Source organism: Arcicella sp. LKC2W, assembly GCF_034931005.1.
Classification (GTDB): domain Bacteria; phylum Bacteroidota; class Bacteroidia; order Cytophagales; family Spirosomataceae; genus Arcicella.
In genome coordinates, this window is the sequence record NZ_JAYGIN010000027.1 from 1 (window position 1) to 19,950 (window position 19,950).

18 protein-coding genes are annotated in these 19,950 nt (G+C 34.8%); 12 read left to right on the forward strand and 6 right to left on the reverse strand.

Features of this window, described 5'->3' with window-relative positions:
• Nucleotides 1–241: 241 nt before the first annotated feature.
• Nucleotides 242–778, reverse strand: coding sequence for an RNA methyltransferase (locus VB796_RS19725; RefSeq protein ID WP_323348309.1), 537 nt, complete (start codon nucleotides 776–778; stop codon nucleotides 242–244).
• 11 nt (nucleotides 779–789) lie between these two features.
• Nucleotides 790–1,887, reverse strand: coding sequence for a hypothetical protein (locus tag VB796_RS19730; protein ID WP_323348310.1), 1,098 nt, complete (start codon nucleotides 1,885–1,887; stop codon nucleotides 790–792).
• A gap of 145 nt (nucleotides 1,888–2,032) precedes the next feature.
• On the opposite strand from VB796_RS19730, the gene VB796_RS19735 reads away from it, so the two are divergent.
• From VB796_RS19735 to VB796_RS19750, 4 genes are all read left to right on the forward strand, one after another.
• A complete protein-coding gene (locus VB796_RS19735; protein WP_323348311.1) occupies nucleotides 2,033–2,221 on the forward strand; it encodes a hypothetical protein in 189 nt (62 codons plus the stop codon).
• A gap of 272 nt (nucleotides 2,222–2,493) precedes the next feature.
• Nucleotides 2,494–2,763 carry a DUF2934 domain-containing protein gene (locus VB796_RS19740; protein WP_323348312.1) on the forward strand — a complete coding sequence of 90 codons (270 nt, stop codon included), beginning with the start codon at nucleotides 2,494–2,496 and terminating at the stop codon, nucleotides 2,761–2,763.
• Nucleotides 2,764–2,817: 54 nt separating this feature from the next.
• A complete protein-coding gene (locus tag VB796_RS19745) occupies nucleotides 2,818–3,855 on the forward strand; it encodes a thioredoxin family protein (RefSeq protein WP_323348313.1) in 1,038 nt (345 codons plus the stop codon).
• A 73-nt stretch (nucleotides 3,856–3,928) separates the two neighbouring features.
• Nucleotides 3,929–4,828 carry an ROK family protein gene (locus tag VB796_RS19750; protein ID WP_416233533.1) on the forward strand — a complete coding sequence of 300 codons (900 nt, stop codon included), beginning with the start codon at nucleotides 3,929–3,931 and terminating at the stop codon, nucleotides 4,826–4,828.
• 109 nt (nucleotides 4,829–4,937) lie between these two features.
• Here the strand turns inward: VB796_RS19750 and VB796_RS19755 are convergent, their stop codons facing one another.
• Nucleotides 4,938–6,158 carry an ABC transporter permease gene (locus tag VB796_RS19755; RefSeq protein ID WP_323348314.1) on the reverse strand — a complete coding sequence of 407 codons (1,221 nt, stop codon included), beginning with the start codon at nucleotides 6,156–6,158 and terminating at the stop codon, nucleotides 4,938–4,940.
• A 63-nt stretch (nucleotides 6,159–6,221) separates the two neighbouring features.
• On the opposite strand from VB796_RS19755, the gene VB796_RS19760 reads away from it, so the two are divergent.
• The 7 genes from VB796_RS19760 (at nucleotide 6,222) to VB796_RS19790 (ending at nucleotide 14,391) form a co-directional block, all read left to right on the forward strand.
• Nucleotides 6,222–7,124 carry an Rpn family recombination-promoting nuclease/putative transposase gene (locus tag VB796_RS19760; RefSeq protein WP_323348315.1) on the forward strand — a complete coding sequence of 301 codons (903 nt, stop codon included), beginning with the start codon at nucleotides 6,222–6,224 and terminating at the stop codon, nucleotides 7,122–7,124.
• Nucleotides 7,121–8,302: a DUF1343 domain-containing protein gene (locus VB796_RS19765; RefSeq protein ID WP_323348316.1), complete on the forward strand. Its 1,182-nt coding sequence runs from the start codon at nucleotides 7,121–7,123 to the stop codon at nucleotides 8,300–8,302. Before VB796_RS19760 ends, VB796_RS19765 begins: the two co-directional genes overlap by 4 nt.
• Before the next feature lie 48 nt (nucleotides 8,303–8,350).
• Nucleotides 8,351–9,304, forward strand: coding sequence for a hypothetical protein (locus VB796_RS19770; protein WP_323348317.1), 954 nt, complete (start codon nucleotides 8,351–8,353; stop codon nucleotides 9,302–9,304).
• 103 nt (nucleotides 9,305–9,407) lie between these two features.
• Nucleotides 9,408–10,298: a hypothetical protein gene (locus VB796_RS19775; RefSeq protein WP_323348318.1), complete on the forward strand. Its 891-nt coding sequence runs from the start codon at nucleotides 9,408–9,410 to the stop codon at nucleotides 10,296–10,298.
• Nucleotides 10,299–10,302: 4 nt separating this feature from the next.
• A complete protein-coding gene (locus VB796_RS19780; RefSeq protein ID WP_323348319.1) occupies nucleotides 10,303–11,778 on the forward strand; it encodes an MBOAT family O-acyltransferase in 1,476 nt (491 codons plus the stop codon).
• 96 nt (nucleotides 11,779–11,874) lie between these two features.
• Nucleotides 11,875–13,431, forward strand: a complete 1,557-nt coding sequence (locus VB796_RS19785; protein WP_323348320.1) for a sodium:solute symporter — start codon at nucleotides 11,875–11,877, stop codon at nucleotides 13,429–13,431.
• Nucleotides 13,432–13,455: 24 nt separating this feature from the next.
• Nucleotides 13,456–14,391: a dihydrodipicolinate synthase family protein gene (locus tag VB796_RS19790; RefSeq protein ID WP_323348321.1), complete on the forward strand. Its 936-nt coding sequence runs from the start codon at nucleotides 13,456–13,458 to the stop codon at nucleotides 14,389–14,391.
• A gap of 98 nt (nucleotides 14,392–14,489) precedes the next feature.
• Here the strand turns inward: VB796_RS19790 and VB796_RS19795 are convergent, their stop codons facing one another.
• From VB796_RS19795 to VB796_RS19805, 3 genes are all read right to left on the reverse strand, one after another.
• Entirely contained in the window at nucleotides 14,490–14,861 is a 372-nt protein-coding gene (locus tag VB796_RS19795; protein ID WP_323348322.1) for a glyoxalase, read from the reverse strand.
• Nucleotides 14,862–15,055: 194 nt separating this feature from the next.
• Nucleotides 15,056–17,308: a DUF5916 domain-containing protein gene (locus tag VB796_RS19800; protein ID WP_323348323.1), complete on the reverse strand. Its 2,253-nt coding sequence runs from the start codon at nucleotides 17,306–17,308 to the stop codon at nucleotides 15,056–15,058.
• Between the two features lie 162 nt (nucleotides 17,309–17,470).
• Nucleotides 17,471–19,096, reverse strand: a complete 1,626-nt coding sequence (locus tag VB796_RS19805) for a sodium:solute symporter family transporter (RefSeq protein WP_323348324.1) — start codon at nucleotides 19,094–19,096, stop codon at nucleotides 17,471–17,473.
• A 245-nt stretch (nucleotides 19,097–19,341) separates the two neighbouring features.
• On the opposite strand from VB796_RS19805, the gene VB796_RS19810 reads away from it, so the two are divergent.
• Nucleotides 19,342–19,950 carry a DUF4230 domain-containing protein gene (locus tag VB796_RS19810; protein WP_323348325.1) on the forward strand — a complete coding sequence of 203 codons (609 nt, stop codon included), beginning with the start codon at nucleotides 19,342–19,344 and terminating at the stop codon, nucleotides 19,948–19,950.

A 19,950-nucleotide genomic window follows, 5' to 3' on the forward strand; every position in this document is an offset into this window, starting at 1 on the left:
GTTAAAATGAATATTTACGTCGATGAAAGAACAATTAACAAACAAAAATTTGGACAACAACTTGGACTTTTCTAAGTTTACAAATAATCAAAAAAGTCAACCTATTTTAGGACGGGACAACCCTTAACCCTTAACTCATAAACCCTTAACTCATAAACTCTTTACTCATAAACTCTTTACTCATAAACTCATAAACTCTTTACTCATAAACTCATAAACCCTTTACTCATAAACCCTTAACTCATAAACTCCTCAAAACCTTACTTACAAAATCCCAAGAAACTACGCCTGCTGTTACTGAAATATTGAGGGAATGTTTTGTGCCATATTGTGGAATTTCTAAACAAAAATCAGCTTGCTCTACAACACTTTGATTGACCCCAAAAACCTCATTACCAAACACAAAAGCATATTTCTGATTGACTTCAGGTTGAAAATCAAGTAATGATACACTGTTTTCTACCTGCTCAACGGCTGCCACAATATAACCTTCTGCTTGGAGCTTTTTTACTAATTGCACAACATCTTCAACGTGTTCCCAAGTTACGGTTTCATCTGCACCGAGTGCTGTTTTTTGAATTTCTCGGTGTGGCGGTGTTGCCGTAATACCACATAAATATACCTTTTCAACCTTAAAAGCATCGCTCGTTCTGAAAACCGAACCGATGTTATTCATACTTCTTATATCATCCAAAATAAGTACGTAAGGAAATTTATCCGTCTCTTTAAACTCCTCAACCGAAAGACGATTCAAATCGTCCATTGATAATTTTTTCATTTATATTTAATTTATCTAATTCCTAAATTTCTCATTTTTTCAATTGTAGAACTTTGCCACTTTTGTTGTTCAAAAACATTGATACTGTGGTTGGTTTCATCGTCATAATTTTTCTGAATTTTATTCATTTCACGGTACATTTCGATAAAAAGAAGCTGTAATTCGCTATCATAATTATCAACGGTCAAAATCTGTTTGGCTTTTTCTTTAAAGCGTTCAACGACGAGTTTTGTCAAATCAAAATGTAATTGTTCATGAGCAATACTATAATCGGAAAGACTCGTGGAGGAAGTCCAAGACATACTTTTCAACATATAAACCTTCATCTGTAAATCTATCGTCAAAATACCATCTTCCAATTTCAAAGGAGCTAAATACTCGAAATTATTAAATATTTGGGCAGAAAACTTTGTACTTCGAGGCATTTCACCCTTAAAATCATTCCAAGCCATTTTTCGTGTTGGCGACCAAAATATGGTGTCTCCTTTTTCTGGATTATCCAATAAATAATCTGGCTTAACAATCAAATTAATGGACTTTATCAGTTTAGGATTTTTATCATAATTTTCGTCCATCCATTCATCAAAATAATTGACTGATTTTTCGAGAACTTTACTTATCAATATTTCATAATTATTATAATCTCCCAACGAACGTGTATAAGTAATAGCAGTCTGAAAATCAGCCAATTCTATTTCGGTCGTATCCCGTTGAAAACTGTATGAAACTTTTATTTTACACTTCCCTTTTATGCTTGAATTTTCAATATTTTCATTCACAAATAACTCTTTAACTTTAAAAATAATAGCATAATCTGAGGCATTTTTACTAAATGCCTTTGACAAATAGGTTTGAAGCGTTTTTACAGTTCCTCCGCTTAATTTTAGTTGTTTTTCAAGTTTATTTATCCCATAAACCTCCCCTATCTTGCCTCTATCTCGACGCTCATCCAAAATCTTTGAGAAATAAAAATGATTAGGTTTATGCCTTACAGATTCGTATTTCAATGAAATCCATTTGTCTGAATATTGGGCAGATACTTTAAAAGATTCAATGAAAAAAATGGATAGAACAATCAAAAAAAGCTTGATTTTTTTATATTTATTCATATCTTGGGTATAATTTATAAACCAAAATTTTAAAGACCTCAAAAATACAATACTTTATATCTCAAAACAGAAATTTCAAACAGAATCAATTGCGTGTGTCAAACGCTAATTTGAATATTATTCTTTAATTCTAAAATCAAAAACTATGTCAGCATCACAACAAAGTCACCAAGACAGTAACGAACTTTCCACATTTCAACTCATCGCTATATTTTGCATATTTTCGTTCCTTCTCATTTGGTTGGGCGATACTTTCACGGCAACCGTAGGTATTCTTGGCGAAATTATCATATTTGCCTTTGCATACAATGAAAAACATAAATTAGTCGATTGATTTATAAAAAGCGATTTGCTATTTGCGACAAACAAAAAACTTAAACCCCTAATAAACAATCAGTTACCGCTTATTAGAATTATTAGTAGCCAATAGCGAAAATAGCTTATCGTAGAAAACAGACTAACAAAAAAGTGAGCTGAATAGAAATATTATTCAGCTCACTTTTTTATTTACCAAAATCTGAATTTACCTCGAAACGCACAGCTTTGTAGAATTTATTGATTTTATTTTGTTAATTCGCACCTGTGAAAAACTAACAAAATCCCCTTATGCCTTACGATATTACCATGTGCGGGGGCGGTGATTGCCCAATAAAAAAACTATGCTACCGTTATACTGCCGAAATTGAAGGACGACAAGATTTCTTCGGAAGTATTCCATTTAATTTTATCCTAAATAAATGCGAACATTTCTGGAAAGATGCTCAAATTGATGCAAAAATTCGGCTACGGGCATATCAAATTTGGGAAAGTTCAGGGCGAAACCCTCAGGCTGATTCTGTGGCTCATTGGCAACAAGCAGAACAGGAATTTTTGTAGCCTAAATGAGTTTCATACTAAACATTGTAAAACATTAAATTTTATCATCATATCATGTTAAAAAACATAACCCTATTCACCATTCTTTTATTTACGCAAACGTTAAATGCTCAAACCAAAGGCATTTCGTTTGTAAAAACAGGACTTAAAAGTGCGTTTGAAATTGCCAAAAAACAAAACAAACCCGTTTTTATAGAAATCTACGCAAACGGTTGTCCTCACTGCGAAAACTTCAAAAAAACTTTTGATACCAACCCCAAAGTTGGAGCATATTATAACCAACGTTTTGTATCGTATCAAGTAGAAGTTAATTCAGCAGAAGGACGTGCTTTACGCCAAAAACACAATATTTATGTGGTTGCAACGCCAACGATGAGTTTTTGGGATAAAGATGAAAACCTACTTCATATTCAACCTGCGGGCGATGAACAAAACAATGAAGCGTACCTAAAAACGCTGGCTGACCGTGCCATTGACCCAACTAAAAACACGGCTTCGTATAAAGGTTATTTTGAGCAAGGCGTTCAAGAAGATAATTTTTTGATAGAATACGCTTATATGTGTCGTATGATTTGTGATACAACGTACAACATTGCGGCGATGAATACTTACGCTAAAAAACAAGAAGCAGCAGGATTTACAAGTCCAAGTAACTTTTTAGTATTACAAAAAGTTGTACTTGATGATGAAAATACTTTATTTAAACACGTGGTGAATAATTTGGACAGTTATTACGCCAAATATGGTAAAAAAGAAGTGGTTTCTACCGTTGAAAATATCGTCATGTACAGTTTATATTGTAGCCGTGCCAGTAATTATTCTTTAGAAAAATTGGCAACGATGAAAGATAATTTACGTAAAATTGGAATTGATAAGCAGTCAATAGCAGGACGTTTTCTATTAATTGAAACCCGTGCATTATTCAAGGCTAACCAAGCAGCAAAAGCCATCGAAGTAATTGACGAATTCTATAAAGGCGTTAAGACCATTGATAAAAAGGATGCCGAATTTATCGAAAAATACGTGCGTGGATACGTACAAGACAATACACAATTGAGCAAATTACAGTGGATTTTCAATAAGACTAAATAGACACAAACTACTCATTTACAATAATTTATCATATTAAATATAAACTTATCATTAAAAATACAATTACAATCTGATGAAACTTTGGGGTATAGATTTAGGCGGAACAAAAATTGAATGTGCCGTATTAGACAGTGAAAATAATTTATCGGTAATAGCCAGAAAGCGTGTACCTACTGAGGCCGACCAAGGTTATGACCACATTCTCAGTCAAATTGTAAAATTAGTCAATTTAGTTTCGGAAGAATTGGGGGAAAAACCCAATAAAATTGGCTTTGCAACGCCAGGTGTTCTTGACCCAGCAACGCAAACCATGAAAAATTGCAATACGGTTTGCATGAACGGCAATCCGATGCACGAAGATTTAGAAAAAGTATTAGGTGTTCCTGTAAAAATTGCCAACGATGCCAATAGTTTTGCTTTGGCTGAGGCATTGATGGGTGCGGGCAAAAACTATCCAAATGCGGAGTTAGTTTTTGGCGTAATTATGGGAACTGGCGTTGGTGGAGGTTTGGTCGTTCACGGAAAAGTAATTGGTGGACATCACGGTATTGGTGGCGAATGGGGACATAATATTTTGGAAGAAAATGGTGATGCTTGTTACTGCGGAAAATCAGGCTGTGCCGAAAAAGTTATTTCGGGAAGTGGCTTAGAGAATTTTTACGAAAAACAAACAGGAAATCGCTTGAAATTAAAAGAGATTTTGGAAAGATACGAAGCCAAAACCGACATTCATGCAGAAGCCACAATAGACAGAATGCTGGAATATTACGGTCGTGGAATTTCAACTTTAATCAATGTCCTTGACCCTGATTTAATTGTGATTGGCGGCGGCGTTGGCAATATTGATTTACTTTATACTGAAGGCTACGAGCGTATAAAAAAATACATTTTCAATAACAAAAAAGTAACTACGCCCATCGTAAAACCACTTTTAGGGGATAGTGCAGGTGTTTTTGGTGCAGCGTTGTTGTAGTAGTAGTAACACAGACTTTAGTCTGTTTACATGAACAGACTAAAGTCTGTGTTACTTTACTTCCAAAACACTAACCACTACTCAAATACAGACTAAAGTCTGTGTTACTTTACTTCCGAAATACAATTGCCTTGACAGGTTCAATTCTTGTGATGACAAAAGTTGGAATAATTAAGACCAAAATTACTAAGGAAACCGTAGCGAGATTGAGTAAGAAAATTACTCGCCAATCCAACATAATCGGAACGGTATTCATATAATAATTAGCAGCATCAAGCGGAATAATTTTATAATATTTTTGGAGTAAACAAATGCCAATTCCTAAGATATTCCCGTAGGCTAATCCTCTAAAAATCATTGAAAATCCACTCCACAAAAAGACTTTCCTTATTTGCCAATCACTTCCTCCGAGAGCCTTCAAAACACCAATCATGGGCGTGCGTTCGAGCATCAACACTAAGAGAATTGAAATCATATTGAAACAAGCAACGAATAAAATTAAAGTCAAAAAAATAACCATATTTCTATCCAACATTCCGAGCCAATCAAACAAGCCCATAAATGTATCCGTGATTTTCTCCATCTTCATGTCGGGTTGCAGTTTATCTTGAATAATTTTAGTAGAAGCATTCAATTGGTCAAAATCTCTCACATAAATTTCATAACTCCCAACAGAATCTGCTCCCCAGCCATTTATTCGTTGAATCAATCCCATGTCACCAATGATAAGATTTTTGTCAAATTCCTCCAAACTGGTTTCATAAATGCCTTTTACATTCAATTTTCGGGGACGGTCAGGAGCATTCAAGAAATAAATAATAGGAGAATCTCCTACTTTCAGTTGTAATTTATTGGCTATAATTTTACTTATCAAAATGTCTTTTGAATAAGTGGTATCGGTAAAAGAAATTTGTTGTCCTTCAATAATATTTGGTTGAAAACGCTCAAAATCGAAGTCTTTACTAATGCCTTTCATCACAACACCCAAAATATCCTGACGGGTTTTCAAGATTCCTGCTTTTTGAATAACAGTCTGTAAATGAGTCACATCAGGAATATTTTTATAGTTTCTGAATAAATCAGATTGTTTCGTAATTGGGTATTCTTCGTATGATTCATTGGCTGAAAACTTAGCCACTTTAAGATGTCCAGAAAGACTAAATAATTTTTGATTGATGGCATCTTTGAATCCAAACAAAACGGCAAAGGCAAGAATCATCACCGCCAGCCCAACCGCAATACTACCCACACCAATTTTGGTAACAGTACCCGAAAAAGAGGAAGTTTTAGTATTTTGAATACGTTGGGAAATGAAATAGGGAAAATTCATGCGGTATTTTGTAAATTTGTTTTATCGTACAAATGACGTTTATTTCAAGTAAAAATCAAAAAGATGCTTAAAGATAAATATATTAACCCTTTTACAGACTTTGGCTTTAAAAAACTGTTTGGAACAGAGCCAAATAAAGATTTAATGATTGATTTTTTGAATCAGATTTTACCAGAAAAGCATCAAATCAAAGATTTAACATACACCAAAAGTGAATACTTAGGAAATACTGACCGTGATAGAAAAGCCATCTTTGACCTATATTGTACAAGCGAAAAAGGGGATAAATTTATTGTTGAAATACAAAAAGCAAAACAGAATTTCTTTAAAGAACGAAGTATTTATTACTCAACATTTCCTATTCAAGAACAAGCTGTTCGAGGGGAATGGGATTTTCAATTATCAGCAGTTTATACCGTAGGCATTTTGGATTTTGTTTTTGCAGAAGACAAAGAAGAGCAAAAAGTTCTTCATGTTGTTCAATTGAAAGACCAAGATAGTGAAATATTTTACGATAAACTGACGTATATCTATTTAGAAATGCCCAATTTTCAGAAGACTGAAGAGCAATTAGAAACACATTTTGATAAATGGCTTTATGTTTTCAAAAATCTTCATCGCTTAGAAAATATTCCCAATAGATTACAGGACAAAATTTTCAAAAAGTTATTCAAAGCAGCAGAAATTGCCAAATTTTCCAAACAAGAGTTTGAACAATATGAAGACAGTTTGAAGTATTACAGAGATTTGACAAATGTCACAAACACAGCTTATTTAGAAGGTGAGAAGAAAGGGAAAGAAGAAGGAAGAGAAGAAGGAAGAGAGGAAGGAATAATGGAAGGAATGAAGTTGAAAAACATTGAAATTGCTCAGAAAGCACTGACTGAAAATGTACCCATAAATGTTATTTCTGTCTTAACAGGGCTTTCGGAAGATGAAATCATCAAACTAAAAAATAATCTATGAAACTGCAAGCTATCAAAAACATCATCATCGCTTTTCTTTACTTTATGGCTTCTGCTTGTGCTTCGAGCCAAACAGAAACGAATAAAAACCTTAAAACTGGAGCAGAACAAACCAATCTTTACATTTCAGATTTGAAAAGTAAAACCGTCGCTTTGGTTGTTAATCACACTTCCACAATTGGCAAAACTCACTTAGCAGATTCTTTGATTTCTTTAGGAATAAAAATCAAGACGATTTTTGCTCCTGAACATGGTTTCAGAGGAACGGCTGATGCAGGAGAACACGTAAAAAATGGGATTGATAAAAAAACAGGATTACCGATTGTTTCTTTGTACGGTTCAAACAAAAAGCCTTCTGCGGCTCAATTGGAAGGTATTGACATCGTAATTTTTGACATTCAAGATGTTGGAACAAGATTTTATACGTACACTTCTACCATGCACTACGTTATGGAAGCGTGTGCGGAACAGACTAAAGAATTATTGATTTTAGACCGTCCAAATCCAAACGGACACTATGTTGATGGAGAGGTTTTGAACAAAAAATTTGCTTCATTTGTGGGTTTAAATACTATTCCAGTTGTACACGGTTGTACAGTTGGCGAATTGGCTCAAATGATAAATGGCGAAGGCTGGTTAGGGGGCAACAAAAAATGTAACTTAAAGGTTATCAAGTGTTTAAACTATAACCATTCAATGCCTTACTCCCCTCCTATTGCACCATCACCAAATTTGCCAAACTTACAATCAATGTTATTGTATCCTTCTATCTGCTTTTTTGAAGGAACTGTTGTGAGTGTGGGACGTGGAACGGATAAGCAATTTCAAGTAATTGGCTCACCAAATCCTAAAAACGGGAGCTTTACTTTCAAGCCTGAAGATAAAGCAGGAGCCACTAATCCACCGCAAGAAGGCAAATTATGTTATGGTTTAGACTTATCAAAAATCAACGCTCGTAGCTCTAAAATTAACTTAAAATACGTGATTGATTTTTACAATAATTCAGAAGATAAAACTAAGTTTTTCAGTAGTCCTTCATTTTTTGACAAATTGGCAGGAAGTGATTCTTTACGTAAACAAATTATTGCGGGCGTGTCTGAACAACAAATTAGAGCTTCGTGGAAAAATGATTTGGATAAGTACAAAGCTATTCGTAAAAAATACTTAATTTATGAATAATCAACAGTAAATCAATCACTTATATCTAAAGACAACACAATATTTATTTTGAAACTTATTCGTTTTTTTACAAAAATATTATTCATTGCCATTGTTCCTTTAATTACAATTGATGGACTACGAAAGGCAGATTTGACATTTGACCCTCGTTCTGGAAATGCTTATTTAGCTACTTTCATTGATAAAATGCACTTGCTTGACTCTGTACCTTCGCCACGACTGATACTAATGAGTGGCTCAAGCATGGCTTTTGGTGTGGATAGCGATTTACTATCAAAAGAGTTAGAAATCCCCGTTGTAAATGCTGCATTACACTTCAATTTGGGCAGTAAATTCATGATGGAACAACTTACGTCCACTGTCAAAAAAGGAGATATCGTGCTGATTACTTTAGAATATGTCACTACCTCTCAAGGTAAATATGAAGAACAATTGATTATTTCAGATTTTTATCCGCACGCAAAAAAATGGATTCATTTCGACTCTTTTACCGATGAAGTGAGTGCTTATACAAACCACCGACTTTCAGATTGTCGTTTATTAATTGGTGAATTTTGGGCAGGAACAAGAAATAAACCAATCAGTATTGAGGATACAACTTCGGTATTTTTCAGAAAGTGTTTTGACAAAAATGGCGATTTGGTAGGTCATTTAAACAACTCTCAACCTACTTTTAGTAATCCAGAATTATCTACCGACATAGAATTTAGCCAACAAATAAAAGACTTAAACGACTTTGCAACTTTTGCTCAACAGAAAGGTGTTAAGGTACTTTTCACCTTTCCGAGTTATACCGAAAGTGGTTATGAAAAAAATATGCCAGTGGTGAAAAAAATTGAGCAAGAGTACAGAACTCAACTCAAATTCCCCATTTTAGGAACGCCCGAAAATTCTGTTTTAGACGATAGTTTTTTCTTCGATAATGTTTATCACTTAAATGCACAAGGGCGTAAAATTTTCACGTCCAGATTAATCCAATTATTGGAACAAGAAGGAGTTTAAATAATTGATAATTATTTGCTGTCAATTATTAATGATTAATTATAAACTGTCAATTATTCTCATTTTGCTGAAATTTTATCTTAAAATAACATTATTATTCGCCTTGATAGCATCAACTATCTTTGGTATTATCTATTTCAGAGGAGATATTGAAACAAATTATTTTGCTTCAATTGCCGACAAACATCGTTTTGCCAAAACTATTCACAAGCCTAAAATTATCTTAGCGGGCGGTTCAAATTTAGCGTTTGGTATTGCCTCTGATTCTATCGAAAAAGCCCTTCGCATTCCTGTTGTCAATTTAGGTTTATACGCTGGGTTTGGCTTAGATTTCGTTTTAAAAGAAACCCTCAGTGAAGTACAAAACGGTGATATTGTGATACTTAGTCCAGAATATTACCTAAAGAAATCGGGCGATGATTATTCAAAAGAAATGGCCGCTTTTGCCTATGCTCCTGCTCATGGATACGTAGATTATCAAAATTATGCCGAGCGAATTGAGAAAGAAACGACCTTTTTGGTACGGTATGCCCGCAATATGATTTTCTTTCCAAATCGTATAAAATCACCCCAAATCAACGATACCATTTCAGATTATTATCGAAAAGGATTTTCTAAAAAAGGAGATTTATTGGCTCATTTGAATAATCCTCCAATCCGACCACTTGGCGATTTAGTCTCTATCCAAAACGACGATTATTCGTCTGAAATTCAATTAATTAATCAATTCATCGAAGCCGTTAAAGCCAAGAAAGCACAAGTTTATTGGTACTTTCCTTCGTTTTCTCAAACAGGTTTTGAAACGAATAAAAAAGCTTTAGGCATTTTTGAGCAGCTCATTCAAAAAGAAGTTAACTGCCAAAAAATCAACCGTTTAGCTGACGATATTTATCCCGATGATTGCTTTTATGATACGCATTTTCATCTTTACAAAGACTGTCGGATTGAACGTACCCAAAAACTCATTAAGTCATTAAAGAACACTATTCATTAATATTATGCTTTTTAATTCCATCGAATTTTTAATTTTCTTTCCCATCGTTACGATTCTGTACTTTGTACTTCCGTTTCGTTTTCGTTGGGCTTTATTACTGGCGGCGAGTTGCTATTTCTACATGGCATTCGTACCCATTTATATGCTTATTTTGGGTTTTACCATCGTAGTTGACTACTACGCAGGAATTTATATCGAACAATCGGAAGGTAAAAAGCGTAAATTCTACCTCACACTCAGTTTAATTGCTAATATTGGCGTTTTAGCAATCTTCAAATATTACAATTTTTTAAATGATAATATCTCGTGGCTTTTGAAAGGTTTTGCTCTCGAAAATCCGATTCCATATTTAAAGATTTTGTTACCAATCGGTTTGTCATTCCATACTTTCCAAGCAATGTCTTACACGATTGAAGTTTACAGAGGAAACCAAAAAGCAGAACGTCATTTCGGGATTTATTCTTTGTACGTCATGTTTTATCCGCAATTAGTAGCAGGTCCAATCGAACGTCCACAAAATGTTCTACATCAATTCTACGAAAATCACAGCTTTGATTATCAGCGAGTTACCGATGGGCTAAAACTCATGGCTTGGGGAATGTTCAAGAAAGTAGTCATTGCTGACCGCTTGGCAGTGATGGTGAATCAAGTTTATAATGACCCTTATCAGCAAACAGGAATACCTTTAATTGTAGCTACGGCATTGTTTTCTATTCAGATTTTTTGCGATTTCTCGGGATATTCAGACATTGCTTTGGGTTCGGCACAAGTAATGGGATTTGAGTTGATGAAGAACTTTGACCGACCGTATTATTCAAAAACTATCTCCGAATTTTGGCGACGTTGGCACATTTCACTTTCGACTTGGTTCAGAGATTATTTATATTTTTCATTAGGTGGAAATAGAGTTTCTAAATGGAAAAGAGAATATAACCTTTTCATCGTTTTCCTGGTGTCGGGTATTTGGCATGGAGCGAGTTGGAACTTTGTTATTTGGGGGGCAATTCACGGATTTTATTTGGTTTTTGCGAATCAAACGGCGGCATTTAGAAACAAAATCGTAAACACCATCGGGCTTCCGAAATTGCCAACACTTTATAAAATTATTCAAGTTATTACCATTTTCTGCTTGACTTCCTTCGCTTGGATTTTCTTCCGTGCGGTTGATTTCAAATCGGCTTCTTACATCGCTACGCACTTGTTTACGGGCTTGGGAGAGCAATTACAACAAATTGGAAGTAAGGCATTTATTGAGAAAAATATCTTTTTGGGACAAGGTATTACTAATTTTGCTATGATAGTTTTTGCTTTATTTGTAATGGAAATAGTTCACTTTTTCCAACGTGGTCAAAGCCTTAGAACTGTCATCAATCAAAAACCATTATTAGTACGTTGGGTTTTGTATTACGGCATTATTTTGGCCATTTTATTCTTAGGAATGTACGACGCACCTTCACAGTTTATTTATTTTCAATTTTAGAAAACATCATAATATCGTATAATATATCAGAAAAATGCTATAAGTTATCAGTACATTCGTATGCTAATTTTGTAGAAAAAACTGATATACTTAACGATGAAAAACCTGCCAATTTTCGACCTCTTAATCATTGTCCTATACCTACTGGGCATGATATTGGTTGGTTTTTACTTTTCTCGTACCAATAAAAATTCGGAGCAATTCACTACCGCTTCGGGTAAAATTCCTGGATGGGCAATTGGAGCATCTATTTATGCCACTTTCTTGAGTAGCAATACTTTTTTGGGTGTTCCAGGAAAAGCTTACGGAGGCAATTGGAACGCCTTTGTTTTTAGTTTATCCATGCCTTTAGCCGCTTGGATAGCCTCCAAATATTTCATTCCTTTTTACCGAAATACAGGCGAAGTTTCCGCCTATACTAACCTCGAAAAACGTTTTGGTTCATGGGCAAGAACTTACGCAGTTGTATGTTTTCTACTCACTCAATTGGCTCGAATGGGTTCAATTTTCTTCGGTATTGCCCTCAGTTTGCAAGCATTAACGGGTTTTTCAATGGAACTCATTATGTTGGTTATGGGTGTTTGTATCATTTTCTATACCGTTTTAGGAGGAATTGAAGCGGTTATCTGGACGGAAGTAGTTCAAGCGGTTGTCAAAACTTTTGGAGCTTTATTGATTTTTTATTTAATCATTCACGAGATGCCAAACGGTATTTCAAAAGTTATCGAAATTGGGCAGGCAAATGATAAATTTAGTCTCGGAACATTCAAACCAAACTTTGTAGAATCTTCTTTTTGGGTAGTGCTTTTGTACGGTTTTTTTATCAATCTCAATAATTTTGGTATGGATCAAAATTATGTGCAACGCTATCACACCACCAATTCTAATGAAAAAGCCACCAAATCGCTTTGGCTTTGTGTTTGGCTGTACATTCCTGCTTCGCTACTCTTTTTTATTATAGGTTCTTGCCTTTTTGCTTACTATCAATTGCATCCAGAATTGATAGATTTACTCAAATATCAAGTGGCTTTAGAAAAACTACCCAACGGCACACCTGATGAATTAAAGGCAATCATGGCAACACTACAACCTGCCGATTATGGCGATAAAGTAATGCCTCATTTTATGGTAACAAAAATTCCAGCGGGCTTGATGGGCTTAATTGTTTCGGCCATTTTATCTGCCGCCATGAGTACCATTAGTTCTGGAATGAATGCTTCAGCAACGGTATTTTCAGTGGATATTTATCAACGCTATTTCAAAAAAGACCTCAACGAAAAACAACATTTACGTTTATTACATTTGGCAACAGTTGTTTTTGGTTTGCTCGGCATGGGAACAGGCATAGCCATGATTGGCGTAAAGAGCGTTTTGGATGTTTGGTGGCAATTATCAGGCATTTTTGCAGCGGGAATGTTAGGGCTTTTCCTCTTAGGAATTATCAGCAAAAAAACTCAAAATCACGAAGCTATTTTAGCCACAATCATCGGTATTTTAGTCATTATTTGGATGACATTTTCAGTTGCTTTGCCAGACGAATACGCCTATTTACGCAATCCTCTCCACAAAAATATGATTATTGTGGTGGGTACGCTTACTATCTTTTTAGTCGGAATTATGCTGACAAAATTCAGAAGACATAACTCAAAATAAGCTTTTGGCTTATTGAAATCTATCATGGAAAATACAACAACAAAAAAGGGATTTATCCCCGTAATGCTCACGCCTTTTAAAGACAATGGAGCAATAGATTTTGACGGATTAACGCACCTCACCGAACTTTATTTGGAAGCAGGAGCAAGTGGTTTATTTGCCAATTGTCTTTCGAGCGAAATGTTTGAATTGACAGAAAAAGAACGTCTGCAAACCATTGAACATATTATTAAAATTACGAATGGAACTGCTCCTGTGGTGGCAACGGGTACTTTTGAGGGAAGTATTGAAACACAAGCAGATTTTATCAAAAAAGTACATAATACAGGAACTCAAGCGGTTATTTTATTGGCAGGACTAATTGCGAAGGAGTCAGATTCGGATGCAGTTTTTAATGATAACGTGTTTCGTTTATTAGATAAAACAGAGAATATTCCTGTCGGCTTTTATGAATGTCCTGTGCCTTATAAACGTCTGTTATCGCCCGAGCAATTGCGTTTATTTGTTGATACAGGACGGGTAATTTATCATAAAGATACTTGCTTGAATCTTGACACTATCAAGCAAAAATTAGCCGTAACCGCCGACGCTCCAACTTTCGGTTTGTATGATGCGTATATGGCTCATGCGGTGGATACTTTAAAGGCAGGTTCAGCGGGTTTATCGTGCATTCAAGGCAATTATTTTCCAGAACTAATCGTCTGGTTATGTGATAATTACAACAATGACGACTTACAAGAAGAAGTAACAAATGTTCAGCATTTTTTGATTAAAAACATGGACGTTATGCACCATGTTTATCCAACGGTTTCTAAATATTTTTTACAAAAAAGAGGCTTTGAAATCTCAACTTTTACTCGTCGAGAAGTAGGAACTTTTACGCCAAACATTGCGAAGCAGATTGAACAACTTTACGCTTCATATACTCAGTTACAGAATACTTTGGAGTTGGTGAGTTAGTTTTGTCTGAACTATGATTTATTGGATTGGATAATTGAAGGATTATTAAAACAGAAATCCAAAAATCTTTGAATCTAATAAATCATAGTTCCGATAAATTACATCGTACTTTGCAACCTTTGCACCAACAAATTCACCATTCGTTTTGTTAATTCTTCTTCATTTTTTAAGAAATTCTGGTATTCTTCCAACGTAAAAACTCCTGTAATGATGCCTTCAAGATAATGCTTGAACTTCATGTCTTTCCTAACGGCTTGGTCAACGTACATTAACTTGTCTTTATCTGAAAGTTTGTAAAATGTTCCCTTACGTTTATCGCAATAGGTTTTAAAAATTTGGCTCAATAAATCGTGTTGAAGTTTTAAAATTGGGCGTAATACTTCGTTCTGAAATTTCTCTAATTCACCTTCTGCTTCAATTTCAAAGGTCAGGATTGGGCGAATGTTTTTTATATCGGTTTCTCTATTCATTTATTTGTTATTGGTTATTGGTCACTGGTGTATTAGTTATTGGTAACTGGAAGCTTCGTATGCAATACAAACAGACTGTTTTTGAGAAAGTTTGTAAAGGCTTTTAAATAAATACATATTAGAATGTGTAAAATCACCAATAACTATTTAACCAATAACCAATCAACCACCTTAACCAATAACTAATCAACCACCTAAAACTGCTTTAAATAGGAAACCTTAATGATGCTTTGTTGTTCATTTTGACGAGATAATTCATTAGTTTTTATACGACTTAAACCGTCATTAGACAAATACGTGCGATAATCGTCGTATCCACGTTTATTCAGAACTAAATATATAAATGAAAGCGGACGGTATTCCCAAGAAAAACGCACATTCCAAACATCAAAATTATTGATAGAATTATGCTGATAAAACCCAATTAACTGCACTCTTGGGTTTAGAGCAAAACGTCCTGAAAGTGTATAAAGTTGCGTATTTCCTGACGCTGATTTTACGCCTAAATTATTATAACTATTATTGGCAAAACGTCCCTCTATCGAAACATGGGGAATCGGTGCAATTCTAAAATTTCCAGAAATGGTTGTTAAATTCCCATTATAATATTTTCCCGTTTCGGCATTGACAAAAACTGAAACCTTCTTCGACCTGTCACTAAACCAAACCGCACTATAACGAGTATAATTATATTTACCTTGTGGAATTTCTACGTTGAAAAACGAAAGCGGTTCGCTTCCATCTGAATAATCCAATAATTGATAATATGAATCTGTAAAAACACCAACTCCTGCACCACTTTGAAGACTAAACCAAATAGGATTAAAATTCAGTCGTTCCTCAACCAATTTTCCCGTTGTGGCAGAATAGTAATTATTGTAATACCCTCCAGGTTCAAAACTTCTGACAAATTTGGGCAACCATTTTCCACGATTCAGCCAATACCCTCCTATTGAATTTTCAACTACATCAGGGCGAGAAACGAAACCCATTTCGGGGTTAAAATCCTTATTATTAACATTTTGACTAAGCCAATAAATCCAGTTAATGCCCTTATGCAAAAATTGATAATGTCCTGCAAAACCCATATTTTGAGCTGTCCCACCCGAAAACATCACCATAGAATTAAGATTGGTACTTTCATTAATTCTAAAAAAACCATCGACTGCTCCAGTTACATTATTATGAAGTGCATCGTTTTTCCAAGCACCAATTAAACCTATTCTATTTTGTTTTCCTACATTTTGAGAGTAGCGTCCTACAAAAAAATTAGTCGCTAAATTATCATCAACTTCTCGCTGACGAACGTACAGAAGCCCTGCATTACTTTTCAAAGAACGATTTACCAATCTAAAACCAATATCAATTGGAATAGGTGTTCCTTTTCCATTCAAACCAATACTTCTACTAAAAAACGGTTGTATAATTTGCTGTCCACCAAAATTTTCATCAATTGGAGATATTCCTGCGGCAAATAAAGAGGCATTTTCTAAGAAAAACTGACGACGTTCTGGAAAAAACACAGAAAGTCGGCTCAAATTATTCACTTGTCGGTCGGCATCGGCTTGGGCAAAATCGGTATTATAGGTCAAATCCATCACGGTATTTGGTGTAACTGCCCATTTTATTTCGCCACCAACTTTTACCGAAGAACCATCTTTTTTATCGTATAATTCTGAGCCATTATAACGATTGTCTGATATTAAAAAATAAGGCTGAACTCTAATATTTGGCGAAGGTGGCGGAGCTTGTAAGTTTGTCAACTTCCCTGCATACTGCATCCTCGAAGGCGAAAATGCACGTGGCAAAGCCGACCAAATTGTTTGCTCATTGGTCATTCTACGAAGACGAAAAAAGTTAATACTCCACGTTTGTAAATCTTTATTAGGCTGATAACGAAGCGTTTGCCAAGGAATCGCAAATTCTGCAATCCAAGCGGTATCTGTGCGAGTAGTACGAACACGCCAAAGTCCGTCCCAATCTTCATCAAAAATTTGGTCATCAAAAGTCAATAAATCACGTTGCGAACCGTAAGGATTTGCCATAAAAACCATAGCATTTCGTTCATCATTGAAACCGTCAATGGTAACACCAATCTGGTCGCTTCCACCGTAATCAAAATCACGTTGGAGATTGGGAACCCGAAGAGCCTTTTTTCCTTCAGGTTCATACATAATTGCCCCAACATACAGATAATCAGCATTATAAAGAAGTTTGAATACTGTTTTTTGGTTAGCAGGTTCTTTTTGTTTGGGTTCAACTTGGACAAAATCAGTAATGGCTTGTGCTTGATTCCAAACCGTTTCGTCCAATTTTCCATCAACTTTTAAATTAATGTTTATGCGAGTTGCTTCCACATTCTTTTTAATTGAATCAGGTAAGAAAATATCTTGAGCAGAAATTTTGAACGTTGCGAAAAAAAGGATTAGAAGGTAAAATTTATTCATAATTTATTGATGATTAAGTTTTTGACTTACAAAGTTAGCCATTTAGCCAAGTCTAAAAAAAGTAGAAAATGTTAAAATAATGTTAATGATGGATGAATGGTTTAAGCAAAAAAATAGCGTCAAATTTCTTCGACGCTATCTATCTTTTTGAATATCAAAATTTTACCAGAATACAGTATAAAGTGTTACAATGGCAATCAAAACAATAGCTGCACCAATGGCAAAGCCTCTTGTCGTTTTGAACATTGAAGCATCAATTTCTAAGCCTTTGTTTTCGTCAGGTAATACAAGACTCAACACAAACATCACTGACACACAAATTACGAAAACCCAACCCATACGGTCAAGGAATGGAACTTGTGTCCAATCTGTTCCTGGTAACAAGTTCAAGTGCATCGACAAAGCGATTAGGAAACCACCCACAATAGCGAAAAATGCTCCTGCCGAGTTGGTTTTTTTCCAGAAGAAACCCATAATAAATGCCGCAAAAATACCTGGAGAAAGCAAACCTGTCATTTCTTGAATGAATTGAAAACCACCTTTTTTGTCAATACCCATGAATGGAGAAATAACAATTGCCAAAATCATTGACACAACGATAACGATTCTTCCAGTCCAAACTAATTTTTGTTCAGTCATATCTTTTGCAAAATATGGTCTAAAAACGTCCAACGTAAAAATGGTAGAAATACTGTTTGCCTTACCCGCTAATGAAGCCACAACCGCCGCCGTAAGAGCCGCAAATGAAAGTCCTTTCAAACCAGCAGGCAATAAATTTAACAATACAGGATAAGCTCTATCTTGATTAAACTGACCCGTTGCGTCTAACATTTCTTGTTGGAACATTCCTTTTTGATATAAAGCATAAGCCGCAATACCTGGCAATGTTACAATAATCGGCATCAATAATTTTAAGAAAGCTGCAAATAATAAACCTTTACGAGCCGTGTCCAAATCTGCACCTAAAGCACGTTGCGTAATGTACTGATTACAACCCCAATAGTTAAGGTTTACAATCCACATACCGCCAAAAAGAACTGTTAAACCTGGCAAAGCCATATAATTTGAATTTCCTTTTGGATAAATCATGTGGAAGTGGTCGTCGTGATTTTGAGTCATTAACTTAAAACCGTTCACTAAACCTTCCATTTCGTATTTATCAGATACTAAATTTACTGCCAAATACGTCGCTGCTAAACCACCAATTACCAAGAAAAACACTTGAATAACGTCAGTAAAACCAATAACTTTCATACCACCAACGGTAATGATTACCGCAAAAACAGCCAAGAAAATCATACAAGTATAAAAATCAATGCCAGAAATACCTGATACTGCTAATGCTCCTAAATATAAAATAGACGTTAAATTAACGGCGATGTAAAGAATCAACCAGAAAATTGCCATAATCAAACTCACCGTTTTGTTATAACGTTGGCTCAAAAATTGTGGCATCGTTGAAATTTTATTTTTCAAATAAATTGGCATGAAAAACACCGCAACAACAATAAGGGTAGCCGCTGCCATCCATTCGTAAGTTGAAATACCAAGTCCCATTGAAAACCCATTTCCCGACATACCAATCATTTGTTCTGCCGAAATATTTGATGCAATCAATGATGAACCAATCGCCCACCAAGTCAGTGAACCTTCAGCTAAAAAGAAATCTTGTGTATTTGTCTCTTTTGATTTTTTCTTGTTATAAATCCAGTAGCCGTAAAATGACACCACTACGAAATAGAATAAAAATACTCCATAGTCAAGTGCTTGTAATCCTTGTTGTTGCATGGGGTTAATTGTGTTTTGAATTAGTTTTAGGGAATGATATGAAATAATTACTTAATTTCAACTTCGAAATTACCATTTTTTTACAATTTTTTCTAATAAAATGCACATTTCAATCCCTGTAAATTTTGATTTCAGAAAATTATATTTCGTTTTATCATTTCTAATCAAAATATATTGTTGTTCTGTAAAAACTTTACAGTATATTTTATAAAATTGCTTGTTGCTAATTTCAAAAACTTCCTAAAATGTTATCAATCTTAAATATCATCTTTTGCTTAATCGGAATTGCCGCAGGTTTCGGGATTTTTTCTGTCTATCATAAATTCACGAATAAAGAAGGAATGCTCATCAAAAATGAGTCAACCGTTTTATTAGAAAAGATAGAAAAAGTCTTTAAAATCGTTTTGGCAGAAGGTCATTTCTCTGAAATATACGACCATACTTCCGAAAAAGAAGTCTTATTTGGCTTACATACACTCAATAAAAAAGCCTTAATTGTAGCAAAAGCGAAGGTTTTGGTAGGTTTTGACTTTGCAAAAGTGAAAGTGCGTTGGGAAGAAGGTTCTCGCAAAATGATTATTGAGGAGTTTCCAGAACCTGAAATTCTGAGTACCGATTCAGACTATAAATTTTATGACATCGACCAAGGACTTTTTAACAAGTTTAAGAATGAAGAATATACCGCTTTACTCGCTGATGCAAAACAGACCATGCAAAACAAGGCAATTGCCAGTGAATTACCCAAAATTGCCAAGAAACAAGCGGTGGTAATGCTTACGCAAATGGCAAGTTCAATGGGTTGGAATATTGATTTTCGTTTGCCTTCGGCTGAACAAAAATTGTTAGAATTGTAA

Excerpts from the sequence above, each read along its gene's own strand:
- VB796_RS19725 (WP_323348309.1), bottom strand. The coding sequence starts at position 778 with ATGAAAAAATTATCAATGGACGATTTGAATCGTCTTTCGGTTGAGGAG.
- VB796_RS19730 (WP_323348310.1), bottom strand. The coding sequence starts at position 1,887 with ATGAATAAATATAAAAAAATCAAGCTTTTTTTGATTGTTCTATCCATT.
- VB796_RS19735 (WP_323348311.1), top strand. The coding sequence starts at position 2,033 with ATGTCAGCATCACAACAAAGTCACCAAGACAGTAACGAACTTTCCACA.
- VB796_RS19740 (WP_323348312.1), top strand. The coding sequence starts at position 2,494 with ATGCCTTACGATATTACCATGTGCGGGGGCGGTGATTGCCCAATAAAA.
- VB796_RS19745 (WP_323348313.1), top strand. The coding sequence starts at position 2,818 with ATGTTAAAAAACATAACCCTATTCACCATTCTTTTATTTACGCAAACG.
- VB796_RS19750 (WP_416233533.1), top strand. The coding sequence starts at position 3,929 with ATGAAACTTTGGGGTATAGATTTAGGCGGAACAAAAATTGAATGTGCC.
- VB796_RS19755 (WP_323348314.1), bottom strand. The coding sequence starts at position 6,158 with ATGAATTTTCCCTATTTCATTTCCCAACGTATTCAAAATACTAAAACT.
- VB796_RS19760 (WP_323348315.1), top strand. The coding sequence starts at position 6,222 with ATGCTTAAAGATAAATATATTAACCCTTTTACAGACTTTGGCTTTAAA.
- VB796_RS19765 (WP_323348316.1), top strand. The coding sequence starts at position 7,121 with ATGAAACTGCAAGCTATCAAAAACATCATCATCGCTTTTCTTTACTTT.
- VB796_RS19780 (WP_323348319.1), top strand. The coding sequence starts at position 10,303 with ATGCTTTTTAATTCCATCGAATTTTTAATTTTCTTTCCCATCGTTACG.
- VB796_RS19785 (WP_323348320.1), top strand. The coding sequence starts at position 11,875 with ATGAAAAACCTGCCAATTTTCGACCTCTTAATCATTGTCCTATACCTA.
- VB796_RS19790 (WP_323348321.1), top strand. The coding sequence starts at position 13,456 with ATGGAAAATACAACAACAAAAAAGGGATTTATCCCCGTAATGCTCACG.
- VB796_RS19795 (WP_323348322.1), bottom strand. The coding sequence starts at position 14,861 with ATGAATAGAGAAACCGATATAAAAAACATTCGCCCAATCCTGACCTTT.
- VB796_RS19800 (WP_323348323.1), bottom strand. The coding sequence starts at position 17,308 with ATGAATAAATTTTACCTTCTAATCCTTTTTTTCGCAACGTTCAAAATT.
- VB796_RS19805 (WP_323348324.1), bottom strand. The coding sequence starts at position 19,096 with ATGCAACAACAAGGATTACAAGCACTTGACTATGGAGTATTTTTATTC.
- VB796_RS19810 (WP_323348325.1), top strand. The coding sequence starts at position 19,342 with ATGTTATCAATCTTAAATATCATCTTTTGCTTAATCGGAATTGCCGCA.